This is a genomic window from Streptomyces sp. NPDC048506 (genome assembly GCF_040651315.1).
Taxonomy (GTDB): Bacteria; Actinomycetota; Actinomycetes; order Streptomycetales; family Streptomycetaceae; genus Streptomyces.
On record NZ_JBEZIX010000090.1, the window covers coordinates 1 to 22364 of the forward strand.

General features: G+C 70.7%; 19 protein-coding genes and 1 pseudogene. 11 read left to right on the forward strand and 9 right to left on the reverse strand.

The genetic code is table 11. The features are described 5' to 3' along the window. Positions 1-172: 172 nt before the first annotated feature. From AB0C96_RS41275 to AB0C96_RS41315, 9 genes are all read right to left on the reverse strand, one after another. Positions 173-1366 carry a M6 family metalloprotease domain-containing protein gene (locus AB0C96_RS41275; protein ID WP_362925228.1) on the reverse strand — a complete coding sequence of 398 codons (1194 nt, stop codon included), beginning with the start codon at positions 1364-1366 and terminating at the stop codon, positions 173-175. 67 nt (positions 1367-1433) lie between these two features. After that, positions 1434-2702: an alpha/beta fold hydrolase gene (locus tag AB0C96_RS41280; protein WP_362925229.1), complete on the reverse strand. Its 1269-nt coding sequence runs from the start codon at positions 2700-2702 to the stop codon at positions 1434-1436. A gap of 178 nt (positions 2703-2880) precedes the next feature. Next, on the reverse strand, positions 2881-3591 hold the full coding sequence (locus tag AB0C96_RS41285; RefSeq protein WP_362925231.1) for a GntR family transcriptional regulator: 711 nt from the start codon (positions 3589-3591) through the stop codon (positions 2881-2883). 48 nt (positions 3592-3639) lie between these two features. Continuing rightward, the gene (locus AB0C96_RS41290; RefSeq protein ID WP_362925233.1) at positions 3640-5019 is read right to left on the reverse strand and encodes an aldehyde dehydrogenase family protein; all 1380 of its coding nucleotides are present in this window, start codon (positions 5017-5019) and stop codon (positions 3640-3642) included. Continuing rightward, positions 5016-6020 carry a proline racemase family protein gene (locus AB0C96_RS41295; RefSeq protein WP_362925235.1) on the reverse strand — a complete coding sequence of 335 codons (1005 nt, stop codon included), beginning with the start codon at positions 6018-6020 and terminating at the stop codon, positions 5016-5018. The genes AB0C96_RS41290 and AB0C96_RS41295 overlap by 4 nt, the downstream gene beginning before the upstream one ends. A gap of 38 nt (positions 6021-6058) precedes the next feature. After that, on the reverse strand, positions 6059-6967 hold the full coding sequence (locus AB0C96_RS41300) for a dihydrodipicolinate synthase family protein (protein ID WP_362925236.1): 909 nt from the start codon (positions 6965-6967) through the stop codon (positions 6059-6061). A 101-nt stretch (positions 6968-7068) separates the two neighbouring features. After that, the gene (locus tag AB0C96_RS41305; protein WP_362925238.1) at positions 7069-8508 is read right to left on the reverse strand and encodes an NAD(P)/FAD-dependent oxidoreductase; all 1440 of its coding nucleotides are present in this window, start codon (positions 8506-8508) and stop codon (positions 7069-7071) included. Next, a complete protein-coding gene (locus AB0C96_RS41310) occupies positions 8489-8803 on the reverse strand; it encodes a (2Fe-2S)-binding protein (RefSeq protein WP_362925240.1) in 315 nt (104 codons plus the stop codon). Before AB0C96_RS41310 ends, AB0C96_RS41305 begins: the two co-directional genes overlap by 20 nt. 80 nt (positions 8804-8883) lie before the next feature. Next, on the reverse strand, positions 8884-10041 hold the full coding sequence (locus AB0C96_RS41315) for an FAD-dependent oxidoreductase (RefSeq protein WP_362925242.1): 1158 nt from the start codon (positions 10039-10041) through the stop codon (positions 8884-8886). A 252-nt stretch (positions 10042-10293) separates the two neighbouring features. Here AB0C96_RS41315 and AB0C96_RS41320 point away from each other — a divergent pair, with 252 nt between their 5' ends. From AB0C96_RS41320 to AB0C96_RS41370, 11 genes and pseudogenes are all read left to right on the forward strand, one after another. Beyond that, the gene (locus AB0C96_RS41320) at positions 10294-12030 is read left to right on the forward strand and encodes an ABC transporter substrate-binding protein (RefSeq protein ID WP_362925244.1); all 1737 of its coding nucleotides are present in this window, start codon (positions 10294-10296) and stop codon (positions 12028-12030) included. Positions 12031-12043: 13 nt separating this feature from the next. Then, complete coding sequence (locus tag AB0C96_RS41325) at positions 12044-12988, forward strand: ABC transporter permease (protein WP_362925246.1); 945 nt, start codon at positions 12044-12046, stop codon at positions 12986-12988. Further along, positions 12988-13974, forward strand: coding sequence for an ABC transporter permease (locus AB0C96_RS41330; protein WP_362925248.1), 987 nt, complete (start codon positions 12988-12990; stop codon positions 13972-13974). Before AB0C96_RS41325 ends, AB0C96_RS41330 begins: the two co-directional genes overlap by 1 nt. Further along, positions 13974-14978 carry an ABC transporter ATP-binding protein gene (locus AB0C96_RS41335; RefSeq protein WP_362925250.1) on the forward strand — a complete coding sequence of 335 codons (1005 nt, stop codon included), beginning with the start codon at positions 13974-13976 and terminating at the stop codon, positions 14976-14978. The genes AB0C96_RS41330 and AB0C96_RS41335 overlap by 1 nt, the downstream gene beginning before the upstream one ends. A 98-nt stretch (positions 14979-15076) precedes the next feature. Next, positions 15077-16009, forward strand: coding sequence for an oligopeptide/dipeptide ABC transporter ATP-binding protein (locus tag AB0C96_RS41340; RefSeq protein WP_362925262.1), 933 nt, complete (start codon positions 15077-15079; stop codon positions 16007-16009). Between the two features lie 207 nt (positions 16010-16216). Continuing rightward, positions 16217-16828, forward strand: a complete 612-nt coding sequence (locus AB0C96_RS41345; RefSeq protein WP_362925252.1) for a response regulator transcription factor — start codon at positions 16217-16219, stop codon at positions 16826-16828. Positions 16829-17114: 286 nt separating this feature from the next. After that, positions 17115-17765, forward strand: a complete 651-nt coding sequence (locus AB0C96_RS41350; protein WP_362925254.1) for a hypothetical protein — start codon at positions 17115-17117, stop codon at positions 17763-17765. Between the two features lie 174 nt (positions 17766-17939). After that, positions 17940-18533, forward strand: coding sequence for a DUF5819 family protein (locus AB0C96_RS41355; RefSeq protein WP_362925256.1), 594 nt, complete (start codon positions 17940-17942; stop codon positions 18531-18533). Further along, complete coding sequence (locus AB0C96_RS41360; protein ID WP_362925258.1) at positions 18452-19765, forward strand: HTTM domain-containing protein; 1314 nt, start codon at positions 18452-18454, stop codon at positions 19763-19765. Before AB0C96_RS41355 ends, AB0C96_RS41360 begins: the two co-directional genes overlap by 82 nt. A gap of 194 nt (positions 19766-19959) precedes the next feature. Further along, a complete protein-coding gene (locus AB0C96_RS41365) occupies positions 19960-21663 on the forward strand; it encodes a cholesterol oxidase substrate-binding domain-containing protein (protein WP_362925260.1) in 1704 nt (567 codons plus the stop codon). 264 nt (positions 21664-21927) lie between these two features. Continuing rightward, a pseudogene (locus AB0C96_RS41370) lies at positions 21928-22047 on the forward strand (IS701 family transposase); the annotation flags it as partial. Positions 22048-22364 lie beyond the last annotated feature (317 nt).

The following is a 22364-nucleotide window of genomic DNA, read 5'->3' on the forward strand; positions in this document are numbered from 1 at the left end:
CCTCTGGGTTCTGTGCGTGTTCCCCCCCCCGCCGACCAATTTTTTCTTTATCTACCTGCTTCCGGTGTGGGGCGGGCGGGGGCCCCCGCCGGCGCCCCCCCCGGGGGGCCCCCCCCGACCCCGTCGCCGACCTCGGCCGGCAGCGCGGCCCCGACCACCCGGGCCACCGGCCTCAGGACCTGGTCAGCCGTACCGTGTCCCCCGAGTCACCGCCCGCCAGGACGTCTATCCGGGCTCCGGTGGTGGGGTCGGTGAAGCTCTGGCCGGGTGCGTGGGCCGCCATGTCGAGGGCGGTGCAGCCGGCCGGCGGGGTGGTGGACGGGTTGGCGTTGATGATCCTGACGGGGCCCTCGCCGGTCCGGGCGGCCGAGTCGACCTTGTAGACGAGGACGCCGGTGGAGCAGGCGGCCCGGTCGTTGCCCTCGGCGCGCCGGGACTCCGCCACGTACGCCGTCGTCCCGCTTGTGCGCAGTACGGCGATCTTGGTGCCGCCGGGGCGTTCCACGGGCGTCAGCCGTACGGTGCGCCGACCCGGCGCGGGCAGGCAGGCGACCTGGTCGTCGCGGGTCCAGCCGAGCTTCCAGGAGTGCCAGCCCAGGTACTGCGGGGCGGGGCCGGCGATGTTGCCCATGACGTCCCAGCCGCCGACGAACTGGTGGGTGGCACCGGTGAAGGAGTACAGGTCGGGCAGCCCGAAGGTGTGGCCGGTCTCGTGGTCGGCCACCTTGTGGCCCCAGCGCCACATGTCCTGACCGAACGTCACGGCCCACTTGACGCGGGTGCCGTCCGCGGTGACTCCGGGCGTCGACGGGTCATACAGATAGGTCGGGGAGAAGGAGATGGCGGCCGCTGCCTTGGTGGGGACGATGTACACCATGTCGTAGCGGGAGAAGTCCGCGTAGGGGTCGGCGGCCGTGATCGCGTCGCGCACGTACTTCTCGTGGGCCTCGAAGGTGAGACCGCGTGCGAAGCCGTACGACGTGGAGTCCGCCGGCATGCGGATCCAGCGCTTGAGCGGGCTCAGGGCGAGGCGGGAACGGCCGTGGCTGGCCGTGCGCATCCAGTCGGCGGCGGGGGCGAGGTGCGCCGCGTATGCGTCGGTGGAGTCCGCGGCCGGGGCGTCCGGGAAGTCCACGAACAGGGTCAGGACCCGGTGCGTCCCGGTGGACCGCTGGAACTGGACCCGGTCGGTGGTGTGCCCCTCGTCGGTCCAGCCGGTCCTGCCGGGGAGCGCGCAGCCTCCGGCCGGGGCGGGGGACGCGGGCTGTACGGCGGCGGTCGCCGTGGCGGAGGGGGCGAGAAGGGGGCCGGCCACGAGGGCGACGGCCACGGCGAGGGGGCGCAGTCGGGTGGGCAGGGCAGGCATGGCTCTCCCGTCGGAAGCGGGGGGAAGGGCAGGTGGGGAAGGGGCGGGGAAGCGGCAGCGAGGAGGGTTATGCGCGGCCTGCGGCCAGGTCCATCAGGCGGGCTAGCACGCGGCCGCCGGAGGCCGAAACTCCGTCGTGCTCCCATTCGTTGGTGACCCACACACGGGAGGCGCCGACCTCGCGCGCGGTGCGCAGGGAGAGTTCCGCGTCCACGTACATGTCGTCGTGGTAGACGACCGCGGCCAGGGGCACCTGGTTGGCGGCGAGGCGCTGGGGGTCGTACAGGGGAGGCCAGTCGGTGCGCGCAGCCAGGAGTTCGGCGGCGTCCGCGAAGGGGCGCAGACCCGCGATGTCGCGGAACATCCAGGGGTACATCATCTCGCCGGTGAGGAGGAGCGGGTCGGCCTCCTCAGCGAATTCGGGGAGGTCGGCGAGGGCCCGTGCGGCCGCCCAGCCGGTCGGGCCGGCCCCCTGCCCGTACAGCGACTCCTGGAGGACGGCGAAGAGCGGGTTGTCGGTGAAGGCGGTGAGGGCCATCGTCCGGCGGAGGAAGGTGTCGGTCAACTCCCCTTCGCCGTCGAGGGCCTCGTCGAGGAGCCAGTGGATCCGCTCGAAGCCGTCGCCCATGCCGAGCGCGAGGCCGAGGGTGCGCAGACGGCGGACGGTGAGCCGGTCCCCGTCGGGCAGGCGGACGTCGGTTCCGGCCAGCAGATCGGCGATCCCGCGCAGTCGGGGGGCGTCGCCGGGGTAGCGCGCGTAGAAGTCGCGGACGCGGTCGCGCACGCGCGGGTAGGTGCGGGCGTACACGTCGTCGGCGGTGGCGGCGAGACCGGGCAGCCCGCCGGTCACGTAACAGGCCCGTAGGCCCTCGGGGGCGCGGGACAGGTAGGTGAGCGTGACGAAACCGCCGTAGCTCTGGCCCAGCGTCTCCCAGGGCGTGTCCGCACCGACCAATTGACGGCGTATCAGCTCGGCGTCGGCGACGATCGAGTCGGCGCGGAAGTGACCGAGGTGCTCGGCGAGCCGTTCCGGAGCGGCCCAGCGGGCGGCGGCCCGCGCGGTGACCGGGGTGGAGCGACCGGTGCCCCGATGGTCGAGCAGGAGCACACGGTGGGTCTTGAGCGCCTGGGGCAGCCATCCGGGCGAACCGGCCGCCGGGCGGGGCGACTTGTCGCCCGGGCCGCCCTGGAGGAAGAGCAGCCAGGGGAGTTCCTCCCCGGCGCGGGACGGGTCGACGACCTCACGCGCGAACACCTCGATGGTCGGACCGTGCGGAGACGAGTGGTCCAGGGGGACGGTGAAGACATGGTCGGTGGTGGCGTATGCGGGGTTCATGAGTTCCTTTCGAGGTCGAGGACCGAGTGGGACGGGAGCCCCATGTGAGGTGTGACATTGCATACCAGGGTGAACCACCTGCCCCTTCCCGAGGAGCTCTCGTTCCCGCATAACCCCGTGTTATGCGGCCCCTTCTCCCCGCCCCGTCGAGCCGCGGCCCGCTCCGGAGCGGGAACGCCTACCCGGCCGCGCCCGCCGACCGACGGCCCTTGGCCGACGGGGAACTGCCGCTCCTGGCCCACAGGGAGCGGACATGGCTCAGGTGGCGGGCCATGCACTTCTCCGCCCCCTTCGCGTCGCCCGCCAGCATCAGGTCGAGCAGCTCCAGGTGCTCCTCGGCCGAGGGGAGCAGCTCGCCGCGCTCGTCCAGGGCGGTGAGCCCGTAGAGGCGGGACCGCTTGCGCAGGTCGCCCACGGTTTCGACGAGCCGCTCGTTGCCGGAGAGGGCCAGGAGGGAGAGGTGGAACTGCCGGTCGGCCTCCAGGTAGCCGATGAGGTCGTGGTCGCGGGCGGCCCGCACGATCTCCTCGGCGGTCGGACGCAGCGCCTCCAGCTCCTCGCGGGTGGCGGTGCGGGTGACCTGGCCGACCGTGGGGATCTCGATCAGGGCGCGGATCTCGGTGTACTGGTCGAGGTCGCGCTCGTTGACCTCGGTGACCCGGAACCCCTTGTTGCGCACCGGCTCGACCAGGCCCTCCCGGGCCAGGTCGAGCATGGCCTCGCGCACCGGCGTCGCGGAGATCCCGAAGTCCTCGGCCAGGACGGGCGCCGAGTACACCTGGCCGGGGCGCAGCTCGCCGGAGATCAGGGCGGCCCGCAGGGCGTGTGCGACCTGGTCGCGCAGCCGCTCCCGGGAGGCGTTCAGGTCGCGGTGTGGCAGATGCCCCATGGCGGTGGTGATCCCTTCGGTCCGGTACGGACCACCCACCGTACAATGTCACGTTGTTCTTGCAGGTGACAGGGTGTAGGTACGGCTGGAGGTGTAGAACTCCAGAGCAGCGCGGCCCTGTTCGCGCGGGCCTCGGCTGGACGCCTTGGTCCCGCCGAACGGCAGGTGGAAGTCGACGCCGGTGGACGGCGCGTTGATCCGGATCATGCCGGTGTCCAGACGGTCGAGGCCGCCGAGGGCGGTGTCCAGGTCGGCCGTGTGGACGGAGGTGACCAGGCCGAACGGGACCGCGTTGGTGATCCGTACCGCTTGGGAGAGATCGTCGGCGGGCAACAGGGTCGCGACCGGGCCGAAGACCTCCTCGCGCAACAGCCGGTGCCCCGGCGGGACCTTCTCGACCAGGGTCGGGGTGGCGTACCAGCCGGGGCGGTCCGGCACGGTGCCGCCGACCACCACGCGCAGGCCGCGCCAGGCGCTGCTGACCTGGTCACGGGCGGGTTCGCTGATCAGCGGCCCGCAGACGGTGGCGGGTGCGGCCGGGTCGCCGACCGGGACGGCCCGCAACGCCTCGGCGAGCGCCTCGCGCAGGGGGTCGAGAGCCGCACCCACCGCGATGACGCGGCTGGTGGCGGTGCACTTCTGGCCCGCGTACCCGGCGATCGAGGCGGCGATGTGGGTCGCCGCCCGTGCGATGTCGGCGTCCGGCAGGACGATCGCCGCGTTCAGACCGCCCATCTCCGCCTGCACCGGGACGCCGCGGGCCGTGGCGATGCGCACGACGGTCTGGCCGACGACGGTGGAGCCGGTGAAGGAGACCACATCGGCGGCGGAGACCAGGGCGTTGCCCTCGGTGGCACCGCCCGGCAGCACGGTGAACACATGCTCCGGCAGGGCCTTTTGGACGATCTCGGCCAGGCGCTGGGCACAGGCGGTGGCCTCGGGCGCGGGCTTGAGGACGACCGTGTTGCCCGCGGCGAGCGCCGGGGCGGCCTTCCAACTCGGGATGGCGAAGGGGAAGTTCCACGGGGTGATCAGCCCGGCCACCCCGTGCGGGCGGCGACGGGTCAGCAGCAGCCCGGGGCCCGCGGCCGCCTCGTGGACGGCGCCGCTCGGCTCGTAGGGGGCTTGGGCGTAGTAGCGCCAGATCGCAGCGGTGCGCGCGACCTCGGCCCGGGCTTCGGTGAGTGGCTTGCCCACTTCGCGGACGGCGAGCGCGGCCAGTTCGTCCGCCGCGGCGTCCACGGCGGCGGCGACCGCGTCGAGGGCGGCCGAACGGGGCGCCGCCCCGCCGGCAAGCCAACCCGGCTGCGCGGCGCGGGCCCAGGCGACGGCCTCCTCGGCCGCGGAGGCCCCGGGGGCCGGAATCCGGAGGAGTACGTCGGCCGGGTCGGCCGGGTTCCGGGAGGTGAGGGACACGGCGGTGGTCACAGGAGGAAGCCTCCGGGGAAGGGGTCGTCGGGGTCGAGGAAGTACTGGGCGGTGCCGGTGATCCAGGCGCGGCCGGTGACGGTCGGGACGACGGCGGGCACCCCGCCGACGGCGGTCTCCTCGGTCAGGCGGCCGGTGAAGCGGGTCCCGATGAAGGATTCGTTGACGAAGTCACGGTGGAGCGGAAGCGCTCCGCGCGCGTGCAGCTGGGCCATCCGGGCGGAGGTTCCGGTGCCGCACGGGGAGCGGTCGAACCAACCGGGGTGGATGGCCATCGCGTGCCGTGAGTGGTGTGCGTCGGAGCCGGGAGCCGCGAGGTAGACGTGTTTGACGCCCGCGATGTCCGGGTTCTCCGGGTGGACCGGCCGGTCGGGTCCGGCGTTGATCGCGTCCATCAGGGCGAGCCCTGCCGCGAGCAGGTCGTCCTTGCGGGCGCGGTCGAACGGCAGCCCCAGTGCGTCGAGTTCGACGAACGCGTAGAAGTTGCCGCCGTAGGCGAGGTCGTACGTCACCGTCCCGTACCCGGGGACCGCGGCCTTGCGGTCCAGGCCGGCGCAGAACGCGGGCACGTTGGTGAGCGTGACCGACTTCGCCGCGCCGTCCGCCACCTGCACATCGACGGTGACGAGCCCGGCCGGGGTGTCGAGCCGCACGGTGGTGACCGGTTCGGCGACCGGCACCATGCCCGTCTCGACCAGGACGGTGGCGACGCCGATGGTGCCGTGCCCGCACATCGGCAGCAGTCCGGACACCTCGATGTACAGCACCCCGTAGTCGGCGTCCGGCCGGGTCGGCGGCTGGAGGATCGCCCCGCTCATCGCGGCGTGCCCGCGCGGCTCGTACATCAGGAGGGTGCGGAGGTGGTCGAGGTGCTCGACGAAGTGCAGCCGTCGCTCGGCCATGGTGGCGCCGGGGATCACCCCGACACCGCCGGTGATCACTCGGGTGGGCATCCCTTCGGTGTGCGAATCGACTGCGTGGAAGACATGACGGGTACGCACGGACTTCCTTTCGGTGCATCGGAGAGACGGGGCCGGGATCAGTGGTGACCGGCGGCGACGGCCTTCTCGGTGGCGGCCCGCACCGCGTCCGCGGTCTCGCCGGTGAGCGGGAGGCGCGGCGGCCGGGTGGGACCGCCGCGGCGGCCGACCAGGTCCATGGACAGCTTGATCGACTGCACGAACTCGGTCTTCGAGTCCCAGCGCAGCAGCGGGTGGAGGGACTTGTACAGCGGCAACGCGGTGTCCAGGTCGCCCGCCACCGCGGCGCGGTACAGCTCGGCGCAGCTGGCGGGGAGGGCGTTGGGGTAGCCGGCGATCCAGCCGACCGCCCCGGCCACGGCGAGTTCGAGCAGGACGTCGTCCGCGCCGATCAACAGGTCCAGCTCCGGGGCGAGTTCGGCGATCTCGTACGCCCTGCGCACATCGCCGGTGAACTCCTTGACGGCGACGATGCTGCCGGCCTCATGCAGCCGCGCCAACAGGTCGGGGGTGAGATCCAGCTTGGTGTCGATGGGGTTGTTGTACGCGACGACCGGCACTCCCACCTCGGCGACGTCGGCGTAGTGGGCGCGCACCGCCGGCTCGGCGGCGCGGTAGGCGTTCGGCGGCAGCAGCAGCACCGAGCCGCAGCCGGCCTCGGCCGCCTGCTCCGCCCAGCGGCGGGCCTCGGCACTTCCGTAGGCGGAGACGCCGGGCATGACCCGTGCGCCGTCACCGGCCGCCTCGACGGCGGTACGGACGACACGGGCCCGCTCCTCGTCGGTGAGGGTCTGGTACTCGCCGAGCGAACCGTTGGGCACGACGCCGTCGCAGCCGTTGTCGATCAGCCAGCGGACGTGCTCGGCGTACGCCTCGTAGTCGACGGACAGGTCGTCGTGCAGCGGAAGGGCGGTGGCGACCATGATGCCGCGCCAGGGTCGGGCACTGTTCCACGTGGTGTCAGTCATTCCAGGAGACCCTTCTATAAGGTGTGACATTTTATTGAGCTCTGTGCGGTGCCCACAAGGGCGCCGCACGGGTCGGGTGCCGACACCCTGAACGGATCGGCCTATGGCTCGGACCGGTCAGGGACGTCGAGGGCGGCGAGCGCCGACAGCGGGACCGGCACGGCGAACGGACGGCGCTCGGCCGTGGGTTCGGCGGCGCCGTCGCGGGCCGCGAGGCAGGCCACGGCCGCCCCGCACATCCGCCCTTGGCACCAGCCCATGCCGGCCCGGGTGAACAGCTTGACGGTCCGTGCGTCGCGCGCCCCGAGGTCGGCGACCGCCGCACGGACGCGTCCGGCGGTGACCTCCTCGCAGCGGCACACGTCGGTGTCGTCGGTCAGCCACTGCGACCATCCCGGTCCGGGCGCATGGGCGACGGCCATCACGTCGGCGAAGGACCGCATCCGGTCCCGGCGGCGCCGGAGCGCACGGACCCGGCCGTCGTGGGTACCGTGCCCCCGCAGCCGGGCGGCGACCGCGACGGCGGCCAACTCACCCTCCGTACAGGCGAGTTCGACTCCCCCGACGCCCCCGGTCTCGCCCGCCGCCCACAGCCCCGGCACCGAGGTCTGCTGAAGGCCGTCCAGGGCGAGGGCCAGGGTGCCGTCGCGCAGCGGGCGGGTGTCGCAGCCCAGCGCCGTGGCCAGTTCGATCTGCGGAACCAGTCCGTGCCCGACGGCCAGCGCATCGCACGCGATCCGGCGGCCCGTGCCCCGTACGGGCCGCCAGTCGCGGTCGAGCCGGGTGACGGTGACCGCCTCGACGCGGTCCGTACCGTGCACCTCGGTGACCGCGCTGCGCAGCCGCAACCGCACCCGGCTCCGCAGCAACGCCGCGCCGTGGACCGCGGCCTCGGCCGCCTTGCGCGGGTTGACCAGAAGCGCCCGGGGACTGCGGGCGTACCGCAGATACCCGGCGGCCTCCACCACGGCCGGCACCTGCGCGCCCGCCGCGGCCAGCGAAGCGGCGACCGCGAGCAACAGGGGGCCACTGCCTGCGACGACGATCCGCCTGCCGGGCAGGACCAGGCCGGACTTGAGCATGGCCTGCGCTCCCCCGGCACCCACGACGCCTGGCAACGTCCAGCCGGGAAACGGGAGTTGGCGCTCGTACGCACCGGTCGCGAGCAGCACCGCACGGGCTCGGACCTGGGCGGGTCGCTCCTCGGCGCCGTCGGGTCCGATGGCGGCATGCACCGTCCATGCGTCGTCGGCCTGCTTCGTCACGGCCCAGACGTGGTGTCCGGCCAGGTGGGCGACGCCGCTGGCGGCCAGCCGCCGGCGCAGGCCGGTGAACGCGGCCCAGTGGTGGTGCAGCGCCTCGGGCCGTGCCGCCCCCAGTGCGGGTGCCGGATGCCGGTAGAACTGGCCGCCGGACTGCGCGGAGGCGTCCAACAGGGCGACGGAGAGGCCGAGTTCACAGGCCGTGAGGGCACCGGCGAGGCCGGCCGGGCCCGCGCCGATGACCGCCAGGTCGTACGGTTCAGACGCCGAGGCGGTCATGGCCGTGTCCCTCCTGGGTGGTGATGGTGTCGCCGGGGCCGGCCGGCACCAGGCAGGCCCGGCGGTTGGGCCGGCCGTTGATGGTGGCGAGACAGTCGTAGCACTGGCCGATGCCGCAGAAGGCGCCGCGCGGGCGGCCGCCGACGCGGGTGGTGCGCCAAGCCAGGATCCCGGCCCCCCACAGGGCGGCGGCGACGGACTGACCGGGCAGGGCGGGGACGGGGCGGCCGTCGAAGGTGATCTCGAACGGCGGACCGGGCTGTGCCCCGACCAGGTCGGCGGGGGTGCGGGCCACGGCGGGCCTCCTCTCTCTTGAGGGCACGGCAGAACGTGAAGGGCGGCGGCCGGCGACGGGGCGGGGAGGCCCGGGCGGACTCAGGGCGAGGCCGACGCGAACCGTTCCGGCCTGAACGGACGGGTGTCCAAGGGCGGGTCACCACCGGTCAGACAGCGGGCCACGATCAGCCCCGTGGCCGGCGCCAGCCCGATCCCCGCCCCCTCGTGGCCGCATGCGTGCACCAGGCCGGGGAGACGCGGGTCGGGGCCGATCGCGGGCAGATGGTCCGGCAGGTACGGGCGGAAGCCCGCATACGTCCGCATCACCCGCACCCCGGCGAGGACCGGGAACAGCGCCGTGGCGCCGGCCGCCAGGCGTTGCAGCGCCTCGGTCGAGAGCGTCCGGTCGAAGCCCACCCGCTCCCGGCTGGCACCGATCAGGACCGGCCCGGCCCGGGTGCCCTCGACCACGGGCGAGGTCTGCAACGCCGCGGACCCGCTGGCCACATCGGCGACGTAGTCGGCCGCGTACACCTTGTGCCGCACCACGCGCGGCAGCGGCTCGGTCACCAGGACGAAGCCGCGTCGCGGCAGGACGGGTAGCTCCACGCCGGCCAGACGGGCGAGTTCGCCGCCCCATGTGCCGGCGGCGTTCACCACGTACGGAGCGCGCACCTCACCGGACGAGGTCCGCACGCCGCGCACCTCACCGTTCGCCCCCGTGAGCAGGCCGGTGACCTCCTCCCCCAGCCGGAGGCACACCCGGTCGCCGCCCGCGCGCAACAGGTGGGCTGCGACGAGCGCTGGCATGACCTGGGCGTCTTCGGGGTAGTGGAAGCCGCCTGCCAGGCCGGGCGCGAGGTGCGGCTCCCTGTCGTGGAGCCGGTCCGCCGGGACCTCCTCGGCGGTGACGCCCGCCTGCCGCTGCCGGACCGCGAAGTCCCGCAGTGCGGCCATCCCGTCCTCGCCGGAGGCGACGACCAGGCCGCCCTTGGGCTCGTACTCGACTTCCGGCGGGAGCAGTGCTGCCAGCTCCGCCCACAACTCCGAGGAGACGATGGCGAGTTCGAGTTCCGGACCCGGCCCCTTGTCGGAGACCAGGAGGTTCCCCTCACCGGCCCCGGTGGTGCCGCCCGCGACCGGACCACGGTCGATCACGGTGACGCGGAGGCCGGCTCCGGCGGCGTAGTAGGCGCAGGCCGCGCCGACCACACCGGCCCCGACGACGATGACATCCGAGGAGTTTCTCGTGACCACGTCAGTAATATTTCACATTGCACTCTCGCTGCCAAGGGGACTCTCTCTGCGGGTCCGCTCGAACCAGGCCCCGCCCATGGGACATCCGAAGGCAGGCCCATGGGGCACCCGGATACAGCTCAGTAACGGAGCCACCGACACCTTGTCAGTGCAATTTCACATTACTATGTTACCGGTCACATTCCAGCTCCTCCCGTTCGCCACCCCTCTCGGCCACTCGGCTGTCCAACTGCCCTGGGAGTGACACCACTGATGGACAAGCGCACCCTCACCACCGTCGCCACCGCACTGACGGCGACCCTCGCGCTCGGCGCGACCGGCTGTTCCACCACCAAGCCCTCCGGCGCCGGAAAGAACCCCGCAATCACCAATGCGGGAGCCATAGTTGGCGGAACTCCACAGAAGGGCGGCACCCTCACCGTGCTGTCCAACCAGGACTTCACCCACCTCGACCCGGCCCGCAACTGGGTCATGAACGACATGGACTTCGGGACCCGACTGCTCTACCGCACCCTGGTGACCTACAAGGCGGCGCCCGGAACCGCGGGCGGCGAGCTCGTCCCGGACCTCGCGGCCGACCTCGGCACCCCCTCCCACGGCGCCCGGACCTGGACCTTCCACCTGAAGCGGGGCATCACCTACGAGGACGGCTCCCCGGTCACCGCACAGGACGTCAAGTACAACGTGGAGCGGTCCTTCTCCCCCGACCTGCCCGGCGGGGCCGACTACGCGGCCCGCTACCTCAAGGGCGTCGAGGGCTACCAGGGCCCGGCCCAGGGCAAGCACCTGGACTCCGTCAGGACCCCCGACGACCACACCATCGTCTTCGAACTCCGCAAGCCCTTCGCCGAGTTCCCCAACGCCACGGTGATGCCGACCTTCGCCCCGGTGCCGCGGAAGCAGGACAAGGGCCCGCAGTACGACAACCGGCCGTTCTCCTCCGGCCCCTACAAGATCGAGTCGTACGAGCGCGGCAAGAGACTGGTCCTGGTACGCAACACCCACTGGAACGCCGCGACCGACCCGGTGCGCAAGGCGTACCCGGACAGGCTCGTGATGGTGATGGGGCTCAAGGCGAACCAGATCGACGACCGGATGGTCGCCAGCCAGGGCGCGGACGCCTCCGCCGTCTCCTGGGGTGCGCTGCGGCCGGAGAGCGCGGCCAAGGTGCTGCCCCACCCCGATGTCCGCAAGCGGCTGATCGCCGAGTCCACCAACTGCACGGACATGCTCCAGATGCACACCGGACGCGCGCCGTTCAACGAGGTGAAGGTCCGTCAGGCCGTCCAGTACGCCCTGGACAAGGACTCCGTTCTCACCGCGTCCGGCGGACCGGCCTTCAACGACCTGTCCACCGCCTACATGCCCGCCACGCTCTTCGACGGCAAGCAGCCGGACACCCTCAGGATCCCCGCGGCCGGCGACACCGAGAAGGCGAAGCGGCTGCTGAAGGAGGCCGGCAAACCGGACGGGTTCGAGACCAGGATGACCGTCTCGACCGGTGACAAGGGGCGCGCCGAGGCGATCCAGCAGTCGCTCGGCAAGGCCGGGATCAAGGTGACCATCGAGACGGTCGACCCGTCCGCGTTCTACGCGACGATCGGCGACACCAAGAACCGCACCGACCTGGTGTACACGGGCTGGTGTCCCGACTACCCCTCAGGTTCCACGTTCCTGCCGTTCGTGTTCGACGGCCGCTTCATCAAGGAGAAGGGCAACTCCGGCAACCACTCGCTCTTCCGCGACGCCGCGACCATGAAGCGGATGGACGAGATCGCCGCCATGACCGATGCCCGGCGGGCCGACCGGGCATGGCAGCGGCTGGACGGCGAGATCCTCGCCAAGGCCCCGGCGGTGCCGGTCCTGGTCCGCCGCTGGCCGCTGGTGCTCGGCGACAACATCGCGGGCGCCTACGGTCAGACCTCCTTCGGCGGCCAGCTCGACTACGCCACGGTCGGCCTCAAGGACCCCGCCAAGGGCCAGGGTTGAGGGGACCACGGACATGTCAGCCACATCCGCCCTCACCGCACCGGCAACGGCACCGGTTCCGGCCGGCAGCGGCCCCTGGCAGCTGGCCCGTGTCGAGCTGCGCCGCCGCGCCTCCGTCAAGGTCTCTCTGGTCGTCGTCGCGCTCTTCGTCGTGATGGCCGCCGCCGCGCCGCTGCTCAGTGCGGCCGGCGGCTGGTCGCCCGACGCGTTCGACAAGAGCGCCGTCGACCCCTACCTCGGCGGCCAGCCGCTGGGCCGGCTCGGCGGGATCTCCGCCGAGCACTGGCTCGGGGTCGAACCCGTCACCGGCCGCGACCTGTTCGCCCGGGTCGTGCACGGCGCCCAGGTCTCCCTGCTGATCGCCTTCACGGCCACCGCCATCGTGGTGCTCGCCGGCACGGCGGCCGGGATCGCGGCCGGCTACTTCGGCGGCCGCACCGACACGGTCCTGAGCCGGCTCATGGACCTCACCATGTCCTTCCCGTCCCTCATCTTCATGATCGCGATGATGTCGGTGGCCAAGGACGTCAACCGGATCGTGCTGATGACCGCCGTCATCGGCCTGTTCGGCTGGCCCGGTATCGCCCGTGTGGTGCGCGGCCAGACCCTCTCGCTCAAGCACCGCGAGTACGTCGACGCCGCCCGGGTCGGCGGCGCCGGGCCCTGGCGCATCCTCACCCGCGACGTCCTCCCCGGGGTCGCCGGGCCCGTCATCGCGTACACCACCCTGATCATTCCCGGAATGATCGCCACCGAGGCGGCGCTGAGCTATCTCGGCGTGGGCGTGCGCCCGCCGACTCCCTCCTGGGGCCAGATGATCGCCGAGAGCGTCGCCTTCTACGACACGGATCCGATGTACTTCGTCATCCCGAGCAGCTGCCTCTTCCTCACCGTGCTCGCGTTCACCCTGCTCGGCGACGCGCTGCGGGACATCCTCGACCCGAGGGGCGGCCGCTGATGACCCGCTACCTCGGTCGCCGGCTGCTGGGGATGATCGGCGTACTGGTCGCCATCGCCGCCGTCACCTTCACCATCTTCTACGTCCTGCCCTCCGACCCGGCGGCCGCCGCCTGCGGAAAGTCGTGCAGCGTCGAACGCCTGGCGGCGATCCGCAGCCACATGGGCCTGGACCGGCCGATCTTGCAGCAGTTCTGGGAGTTCCTCAGCGGCATCTTCACCGGGCGCACCATGGGCAGCGGCCAGTACACCCTGCACTGCCACTTCCCGTGCCTCGGGTACTCGTACGAGAACAGCGAGTCCGTGTGGGACCTGCTGATGAGCCGGCTGCCGGTCTCCGCCTCGCTCGCGTCCGGCGCGGCGGTGCTGTGGCTGGTCCTCGGCCTGACCGCCGGCGTCACCGCCGCGCTGCGCAAGGACACCCTCGTCGACCGGGTCCTGATGGTCGGCGCGGTCGGCGCCGCCTCGCTGCCCGTCTACTTCACGTCGATGATGCTGATCTACGGCCTGATCAGGATCGCCAAGCTGCTCCCCTACCCGCAGTACGTGCCCCTCGGCAGCGACCCCCTCCACTGGGCGAGCAATCTGCTCCTGCCGTGGCTCGCGCTGGCCGTTCTGTACGCCGCCATGTACGCGCGGCAGAGCCGCAGTTCGATGATCGAGACGATGGCGGAGCCGTATATCCGCACCGCTCGCGCCAAGGGCCTGCCGCGCCGCACGGTCGTCGTCAAGCACGGGCTGCGCGCCGGGATGACGCCGGTCCTCACCATCTTCGGTATGGACCTGGGCGGACTCCTCGCGGGCGCGGTGATCACCGAGTCCCTCTTCGGGCTGCCCGGCATAGGTCGGCTCTTCTACGGGGCGCTGTCCACCGGCGACCAGCCGGTCATCCTCGGCGTGACCCTGCTCGCCGCCACCTTCATCGTCGTCGCCAACCTGGCCGTCGACCTCCTGTACGCGGTCGTCGACCCCCGAGTGAGGTACTGATGACCGACTCAGAACTCCTGCTCTCCGTAAGGGACTTGACGGTCTCCTTCAGCACGAGGAACGGTCCGGTGCGGGCCGTGGACTCGCTCGGCTTCGAGGTGCGGCGCGGAGAGACCCTCGGCATCGTCGGCGAGTCCGGCTCCGGCAAGTCCGCCACCTCGCTGGCGGTGATGGGCCTGCACACCGGCGCCGAGGTCACCGGCTCCGTCACCCTCGGCGGCCGGGAGCTGATCGGCCTCCCGGAGCGCGAACTGAACCGGTTGCGCGGCCGCCGGATGGCGATGGTCTTCCAGGACCCGCTCTCCAGCCTGCACCCGTACTACACCGTGGGCGAGCAGATAGCCGAGCACCACCGGGTGCACTTCGGCAGCGGCCGGCGGGCCGCGCGGGAACGGGCCGTCGAGGTGCTCGCCGAGGTCGGCATCCCCGAACCCCGGCGTCGCGCGGGCGAGTACCCGCACCAGTTCTCCGGCGGGATGCGCCAGCGCGTGATGATCGCCATGGGCCTGGCCTGCGAACCCGACCTGCTCATCGCGGACGAGCCGACCACCGCCCTCGACGTCACCGTCCAGGCCCAGATCCTGGAGCTGATCGCCCGGCTCCAGCAGGAGCGGGGCCTCGCCGTCGTCCTGATCACCCACGATCTGGGGGTGGTGGCCCGCGTCGCCCACCATGTGCTGGTGATGTACGGGGGTCGCGCCGCCGAACAGGCCTCCGTGGACGCGCTGTTCGCCACCCCGGCCCACCCCTACACCCGGGCCCTGCTCGACTCCCTGCCCCGCCTCGACGACGCGGACGACGAACCGCTGCGCGCCATCCCCGGCAGCCCGCCGTCCCTGCTCGCGCCCACGGCCGGCTGCGCGTTCGCACCCCGCTGCCCGCGTCTCGCCCTCGCCCCCGACGAGCAGCGCGCCCGCTGCCGGACCGTGCGCCCGCCGCTCGACGGTCCGGCCGGCCATCCGGTCGCCTGTCACTTCCCCGCGTACGAAGGCATCGCCTCATGACTCCCACCCCCACCCCTTCGACCTCTTCCGCCCCTTCCACCCTTTCCGCCCCTGAACGCGGTCGCGCCCGCCCCCTGCTGTCCGTACGGGACCTGACGATGACGTTCCCCGGGCGGCGGCGGACCGCTCCCGTCCGGGCGGTCGACGGCATCGACTTCGACGTGGCGGCGGGCGAGACGCTGGGCCTGGTCGGCGAGTCCGGCTGCGGCAAGTCCACCACCGGCCGCATGATCGTGCGGCTTCTGGAACCCACCTCGGGCTCGGTCACCTTCGACGGACGCGACATCAGCCATCTGTCGCAGCGCGAACTGAAGCCGCTCCGCAAGGACCTACAGATGGTCTTCCAGGACCCGCACTCCTCGCTCAACCCCCGCCAGACCGTGGCCCGGATCATCTCCGATCCCCTTCTGGTGCGCGGGAGTTCGACCGCCGAGGCGCGCAAACGGGCCGTCGAGCTGATGGAGTTGGTCGGGCTGATCCCCGAGCACATCGACCGCTATCCGCACGAGTTCTCCGGCGGCCAGGCCCAGCGCATCGGCATCGCCCGTGCACTGGCCACCTCCCCCCGGCTCATCGTGGCCGACGAACCGGTCTCCGCCCTGGACGTCTCCGTCCAGGCGCAGATCGTGAACCTGATGGAGCGCCTCCAGCAGGAGTTCGGCCTCGCCTACCTCTTCATCGCCCACGACCTCTCGGTCGTGAAGCGGGTGAGCGACCGGGTCTGCGTGATGTACCTGGGCCGGATCGTCGAGATCGGCGACAAGGACCGGGTGTACGCCGCCCCGGCCCACCCCTACACCCGGGCGCTGCTGTCCGCCGTGCCACTGCCCGATCCGGCCGCGGAGCGGGCCCGCGAGCGGATCACCCTGCCCGGCGACCCGCCGAGCCCGGCCGCTCCGCCGCCCGGCTGCACCTTCCATCCGCGCTGCCCCAAGGCGCAGGAGGTCTGCCGGACCGAAGCACCACTGCTGCGGATCGCCTCCCCGGGCGAGACCCGGCGCGTGGCCTGCCACTTCCCCGAGTCCGCATGAGCACGGTGGTGCCCCGGTCCTCGCACAGGGCCGGGGCACGCCGCCCCCGGGTCTGTGCGGGTGAGGGTGTAGGGCAGGTGGGCCGCCTGGCCTACTGGGCATGCCGATGGCCGAAAGTCGGTCCAGGCTGAGCTCAGACGGTAGGGCCGCCGACCGTCGACTCCGTTGCCCGTCGTGGGGCGGTTGCTCCTATCCGCTGGGACCGCTATGAACGTACCGCTGACGCCTATCACGGTCATCTGCGACTGCCCGCTGTTCGTCCACGGCCTCGCGCATGTGATCAACCCTGAGCCGGACCTACAGATTGTGACCTCGGTCAGCAGGGTGGGCGATCATCGCAGTGCGGCGAACGGCGTGGAGGTCGTCCTGCTGAGCCTGCAACTGCCCACCGGAGAGACGTCCAACGTCGTCACCCAATTGCACCGCCAAGGGCATGCGGTCATCGTGCTGTCGATCTCCGAATCGCAATCGGATGTGGTGCAGTGCATTAAAGCCGGTGCGCGCGGTTACCTGGGGCAGAGAATCAGCGAAGCGGAGTTGCTCACCGCAATCCGCGCTGTGGCTTCGGGGCGCAGTTACTTCTCGACTCGCTTCAACGGCCGGAGCCTTCCCGTACCGCCTCTCCATCTCACCGACCGGGAGAGGCAGATCCTACAGCTCCTTGCCAGCGGCGCCACGGACCGGGAGATCGCCGTCAAGCTGGACATCACCGAAAACACGGTCCATTCGCATCTCGACCGGCTGCGCAGCAAGAGCGGCTTTCGTCGCAGGGCAGACCTGACGCGGCTGGCGCTACGCTACGGCCTCACCGGCGATTGACCATCGAAAAAACCATGGGTAGTTCTACCCATGCAAACCGGTAATTTCACCCCTTGATTTTGCAAGTACATCAGACAAGCGTGGTGCTTTGAGAGCGCGATGGAAGTGCCGTCACCGGCTCGGGCCCGTCGCGCCGCACAGAGGCCACGCGCGAGGGTGTCCAGGCGGACGCTTCACGCCGCTGGCCTTCCGGGTGACGATCGGAAGCTTACGCGCCCCATCACAACTACCCGAATCATCTAAATTTTTCCCCAATCAGGATTATTTAATTTTCACGGGGCCGGCCATGAAGAAGAAGCTATTGCAGAGCATCGGGGTGGCGGCAACTGCTTGTTTGGCGGTAGGCACATATGGCATCACAGCCGCCAATTCTGTTGAATCCCAGACTGTCGGCTCGAAATCCGCGCAGTCAGCACAAAGCCATGTCAAGGGCGCTGGAACCACGTCTAAGGTGGATGTATCGAAGCCTATCCGGTGCTGGAACGGAGTTAAGTGGGTTCGTTGCGTCGGGGGCAAGCAAGGCGGGGCCCAGGGCAACGTACAGGGCAACATCACGGGTGGCAGGCAAGGCGGGGCCCAAGGCAATGTGCAGGGCAACGTTCAGGGCATTATCGGCGGAGCCCAGGGCAATGTGCAGGGCAACGTCCAAGGCGGAAAGCAGGGCGGAGCCCAGGGCAATGTGCAAGGCAACGTCCAAGGCATTATTGGCGGAGCCCAGGGCAATGTACAGGGCAACGTCCAAGGCGGTGTCGGCGGAGCCCAAGGCAATGTGCAAGGCAACGTCCAGGGCAACGTCCAAGGCATTATCGGCGGAGCCCAGGGCAACGTCCAAGGCAACGTCCAAGGCGGCGTCGGCGGAGCCCAAGGCAATGTGCAAGGCAACGTCCAGGGCGGCGCCGGTGGAGCCCAGGGCAACGTGCAGGGCAACGTTGGATAAGCCATGGGGAATGGGGATGCCAAGCAACCGCCTCATATAAGGACGGCGGACAAGGCACTGTCAGATATGCCCGCGCCGACCGGACCAGGTTCGGGAGGCGCGGGCCGAGGCGCCGAATTGCCGCCGGGCCACACCGGCAGTTCGAGCGGAATATGGGGCCTCTCACGAGTATCGGTGAGCATCATCGTGCTCGTGGTGGTGGGCGTCCTGACCGGCGCTGCCGTGCATATGGGGATGCTCTTCCTCGGCACCGCCCCCGCGAACTCGCTCTCCCAGCAGCATGCCGCAGGAATCAACAACTACATCGGCCCCGAGTTCGCACAGGAATGGAAGCTCTTCGCCCCGAACCCGGTATCGGTAAATTCCCATGTGCAGGCACGCGCGAAGGTCCTGATGCCCGACGGATCCCTCACCACCACCGGCTGGGTGGACCTGACCGCGATCGACGAGGCGCAGATCGTGCACAACCCCTTGCCCAGCCAGGCGCACCAGAACGAACTTCGTCTCGCCTGGACCAACTTCTTCGTCTCGCTTGATGCCAAGGACCGCCCGGTCGGTCTGTTCGGGAACCTGATGCAGCAGTACCTGTTGCGCATCGTCGCCCATCGTTTGGGACCACACTTCAACGGCGGCACCGTACAACGCGTCCAGGTGCGCTCGGCCGATACGCCGGTGGGAGCGCCCCCGTGGAGCAAGCAGCACAGCAACACCAGGACCAGCTATCTGGTCCTGCCGTGGTGGACCGTCAAGGCGGAGGACTTCAAGTGACCGCATACTCTCCGGCCACGCCCGGCCGCGAATCCGTGCCGTCCCCTCTCACCCGGTCGCGGCGCCGTATCGGCGCCGTTGTCAGGCAGGGCCTCGCACGTATCACCGAGGGTGCCATCGCGCCATATCAGTCGGCCGTCGCCCGGATCGGGTTCTCACTCACCTGGCTCGCCCTGCTGCTCCGCGAGTGGGTGCATCGCGACGAGCTCTACGGGGTGCACAGCCCTTGGAGCCCGACCCTGGCACGTGAATGGAATGCCACCACCCACTCCTTCACCGTGCTCCTGTGGAATGACAGCCGACTGTGGTCCGAGTTCGTCTACGCCGCGGCCATCGTCGCATCGGTGATGCTGCTCCTCGGGTGGCGGACCCGTACCGCCTCGCTGCTCTTCCTGATCGGTGTGCTGGCGCTCCAGAACCGAAACCCCTTCGTGGGGAACGGCGGCGACAACGTCCTTCACGTCATGGCGATCTACCTGGTGTTCACGCGCTGCGGCCAGGTCTGGTCATGGGACGCACGTCGTGCCGCGCACGGCGGTGACGGTGGCCGGGACGTCGTCGGGATCGGCATGTGGGCCCTTTTCACCGCCGTGCTCGCCCTGGTCACCGGAGTGGGCGAGCTGAGTGCGGGCTGGGCGCTGCTGCTCTGGGGTTTCGTCTTCGCGCAGATGGCCTGGTGGCTGGTGCGGCGCTATGCGCCCGGGGAGCCCCGCATTGTCATGGGGATGGTCGGCAATGTGGTGCATGCAGGTGCGATGTTCGTGATCGCGGCCCAGGTGTGCCTGATCTACGCGACCTCCGGCTGGTACAAGATCCAGGGCTCCTTCTGGCAGGACGGCTCGGCGCTCTACTACGCGTTGCACCTCGGCAACGTCACCCCGTGGCCCGCCTTGTCCCACACCATTGCGAGCAGCAGCCTGCTCGTTCTGCTACTGACCTACGGCACGGTGATGCTCGAAGTCGCCTTTCCGTTCACGCTTTTCAACAGGCGCCTACGAACCGTGATGGTCGCCATATTGATCGGCATGCATGCGGGTATCGGGGTGGTGCTCGGCCTGCCGTTCTTCTCGTTGGCGATGATCGCCGCGGACTTGGTATTCCTCCCGACGACCGTCCTGCGCCGGGCAGGCGACCGCGTGGCGCGAATGGTGCCCCGGGCGCGCCGTGGTGCTCAGGCACAGGTGGTCGAGGAACAGACCAAGCAGCTCGAACCGGTCCAGTACCACGCGTGAGAGGGATCCGTTCCCGTCACCGAAAGACCGAACGGCCCCGGCAGCACAGCCCGTCACGGCACGGGCATTGCGACTGATGGCCCGTCACCCTACGCTTCCGGCACCCCCACCGCACCGGGGCGCTCGTACGGCCCTACTCCTACGACCCGTGCGCGGTGCAGCGGGGCGGCGCGCCGTGTGCCGGAAGGACAGCCATGTCCGAGGACAGCCCTCGAAGAACCTCCCTCACCCGCCGCACGCTCCTGACCGCGACCGCCGCTGCGGGGCTCGCCGCGGCAGCCGGCCTACAGCCTTCCCATCGCATCCCCGCGGGCAGCGCCGCGGCCACCCTGAACCCACCGCCCGACTTTCCCGCCGGCATCCCCCTCGCCCAACAGGCCTTTCGCAACTGGTCGTTGGAGATCGTCGTCGACAACGTCTGGACGGCTTCGGCCCGTACCCCCGACGACGTGGTGACCCTCGCAAACTGGGCCCGCGAGCACGGCTACCGCATCCGGGCCCGGGGCAAGAGCCACACCTGGTCGCCGCTGGTGGTACCCGCCGGCGCCGACACCTCCCGCACGGTCATCGTCGACACCACGTCTCACCTCACCGCGGTCAGTGTGCGCGGCGGCAGCCCCGGAAGCGTCACCGCGCAGGCCGGAGCCACCCTCGACACCATCCTCGCCCGCCTGGAGGAGTCGGGGCTCGGCCTCGCCACCACCACTGCGCCCGGCGACCTCACCATCGGCGGGGTGCTCGCCATCGGCGGCCACGGCACCGGACTGCCCACCAGCACCGAAAACCCGCCCGCGGGCTCCGGCTTCGGCACCCTGAGCTCTCTGGTCACCTCTCTCACGGCCGTGGTGTGGAGCGCGGCGGACGGCCGCTACGTTCTGCGGACCTTCTCCCGCTCCGACCCCGACATCCGCGCCTTCCTCGTCCACCTGGGCCGCGCCTTCATCACCGAAGTGACCATGACGGTCGCCACCAACACCCGCCTGCGCTGCCAGAATTGGTACGACGTCAACGTGGCCACCGTCTTCGGTCCCCCCGGCACGGGCGGCCGGACGATCAGTTCCTATGTGGCGGGCACCGGACGCGTCGAGGCGATCTGGTTCCCGTTCACCGATGTGCCGTGGCTGAAGGTGTGGAGTGTGGCTCCGACCAAGCCCCTGCTGGCCAAACAGATCGACGCGCCCTACCCCTACACCTTCGCCAACCGTGTCACCGAGGACATGTCGGCGTTGCTCGGAGAGATCGCCGCGGGCGGGGGCGACAAGACACCTGCCTTCACCAAGCTCGCCATGTCCATCGTCGGATCCGGGCTGATCGTCACCGGCACCTGGGACGTCTGGGGCTGGTCGAAGAACAGTCTGCTGTACGTCGAGCCCACGACACTGCGGATCGTCGAAGCCGGCTGGGCGGTACTGACCTCCCGGGCCAATGTGCAGCGAGTGGTGAGCGACTTCTACGGTCACTATCGGAGCGTGCTGGAAGCTCACCAGAGCCGCGGCTCGTACCCCGTCAACGGCCCGATCGAGCTGCGCATCACCGGCGCAGACCCCCTCGACGGTCCCCTCCTCTCGCCGGCCCGGGCCCGTCCCGACCACCCTGAGTGGGACACCGTGGTGTGGCTCGACTTCGCCACCTATCCCGGCACTCCCGGCGCGGGCCCCTTCTTCCGCGAGATGGAGCAACGGATCTGGCAGACCTACACCGGTGCGTACGCGACCGTGCGCCCCGAGTGGTCCAAGGGCTGGGCCTACACGGACAGCGGGCCGTGGACGGACCCTTCCGTGCTGGGCACCACCGTGCCGGCCTCGTTCAACGACTGGCGCACCGCCCGGGACACACTGAACTCCTACGATCCGGCCCGGGTGTTCTCCAACTCCTTCCTCGACACTCTGCTGCCCTGAGCCACGACCGCCGCGCGACGTGCGCACGCGTGTGAGCGACTCCCCACGTCCGGGCCGGGGCCGTTCCGAGCTCTGGCCCGGCTCATCCGAACCGCCGACGCGTGATCGTGGACATGCAAAAGAGGGTCGTGACCGTGGAGTCACAACCCTCTGAAGCATGTACATGGCGTCCAGCGGAGCGCGGGTGAGGTATTAGGCGATCTCGTCGGGCTTGCTGATGCTGCGGCGGGCCAGCATCCACCGCTGCCGGGTCGGCTCGTCGCCGTCGGCCGCAAGAACGGCTGACAGCCGGCCCAGTTCGCCGGACACCGCACCCCCGACGGTCTCCAGCGGCTGCTGAACGGAGCGACCTGGGACGCCGACGACGTCCGCGACGACCTCCAGTCACAGGAGTGCTTCCAGGCGGCGAAGAACGAGTGCGCCCCGGACCGGTACGAGGTCCGCCGGTATGTGGGCTGGTTTCGGCACATCACCCTGGCCGCGACCTGGTCGACGCCCTCGCCCGAGGACCGCCGCCCCGGTACCCCGCGGACATCGCCGTCGATGCCACCGGCCCGCTCTGCGCCGCTCGTCTGCTCCGATTTCGGGTCGGTGAAGGCCCGTTCCTGTGGCCTGGCCGCGCCTATCGGCCGTAGTGGCTGAGGAACACGTCGACGCCGCCGGTGATCAGGCGGTCGGTGAGTGCGGCGTCCGGGGCGTTG

Coding starts and splice junctions, on each gene's coding strand:
- AB0C96_RS41340 (WP_362925262.1), top strand. CDS start 15,077: ATGACGTTCCCCGGGCGGCGGCGGACCGCTCCCGTCCGGGCGGTCGAC.
- AB0C96_RS41280 (WP_362925229.1), bottom strand. CDS start 2,702: ATGAACCCCGCATACGCCACCACCGACCATGTCTTCACCGTCCCCCTG.
- AB0C96_RS41275 (WP_362925228.1), bottom strand. CDS start 1,366: ATGCCTGCCCTGCCCACCCGACTGCGCCCCCTCGCCGTGGCCGTCGCC.
- AB0C96_RS41300 (WP_362925236.1), bottom strand. CDS start 6,967: ATGACTGACACCACGTGGAACAGTGCCCGACCCTGGCGCGGCATCATG.
- AB0C96_RS41365 (WP_362925260.1), top strand. CDS start 19,960: ATGTCCGAGGACAGCCCTCGAAGAACCTCCCTCACCCGCCGCACGCTC.
- AB0C96_RS41335 (WP_362925250.1), top strand. CDS start 13,974: ATGACCGACTCAGAACTCCTGCTCTCCGTAAGGGACTTGACGGTCTCC.
- AB0C96_RS41325 (WP_362925246.1), top strand. CDS start 12,044: ATGTCAGCCACATCCGCCCTCACCGCACCGGCAACGGCACCGGTTCCG.
- AB0C96_RS41285 (WP_362925231.1), bottom strand. CDS start 3,591: ATGGGGCATCTGCCACACCGCGACCTGAACGCCTCCCGGGAGCGGCTG.
- AB0C96_RS41350 (WP_362925254.1), top strand. CDS start 17,115: ATGAAGAAGAAGCTATTGCAGAGCATCGGGGTGGCGGCAACTGCTTGT.
- AB0C96_RS41305 (WP_362925238.1), bottom strand. CDS start 8,508: ATGACCGCCTCGGCGTCTGAACCGTACGACCTGGCGGTCATCGGCGCG.
- AB0C96_RS41320 (WP_362925244.1), top strand. CDS start 10,294: ATGGACAAGCGCACCCTCACCACCGTCGCCACCGCACTGACGGCGACC.
- AB0C96_RS41345 (WP_362925252.1), top strand. CDS start 16,217: ATGAACGTACCGCTGACGCCTATCACGGTCATCTGCGACTGCCCGCTG.
- AB0C96_RS41330 (WP_362925248.1), top strand. CDS start 12,988: ATGACCCGCTACCTCGGTCGCCGGCTGCTGGGGATGATCGGCGTACTG.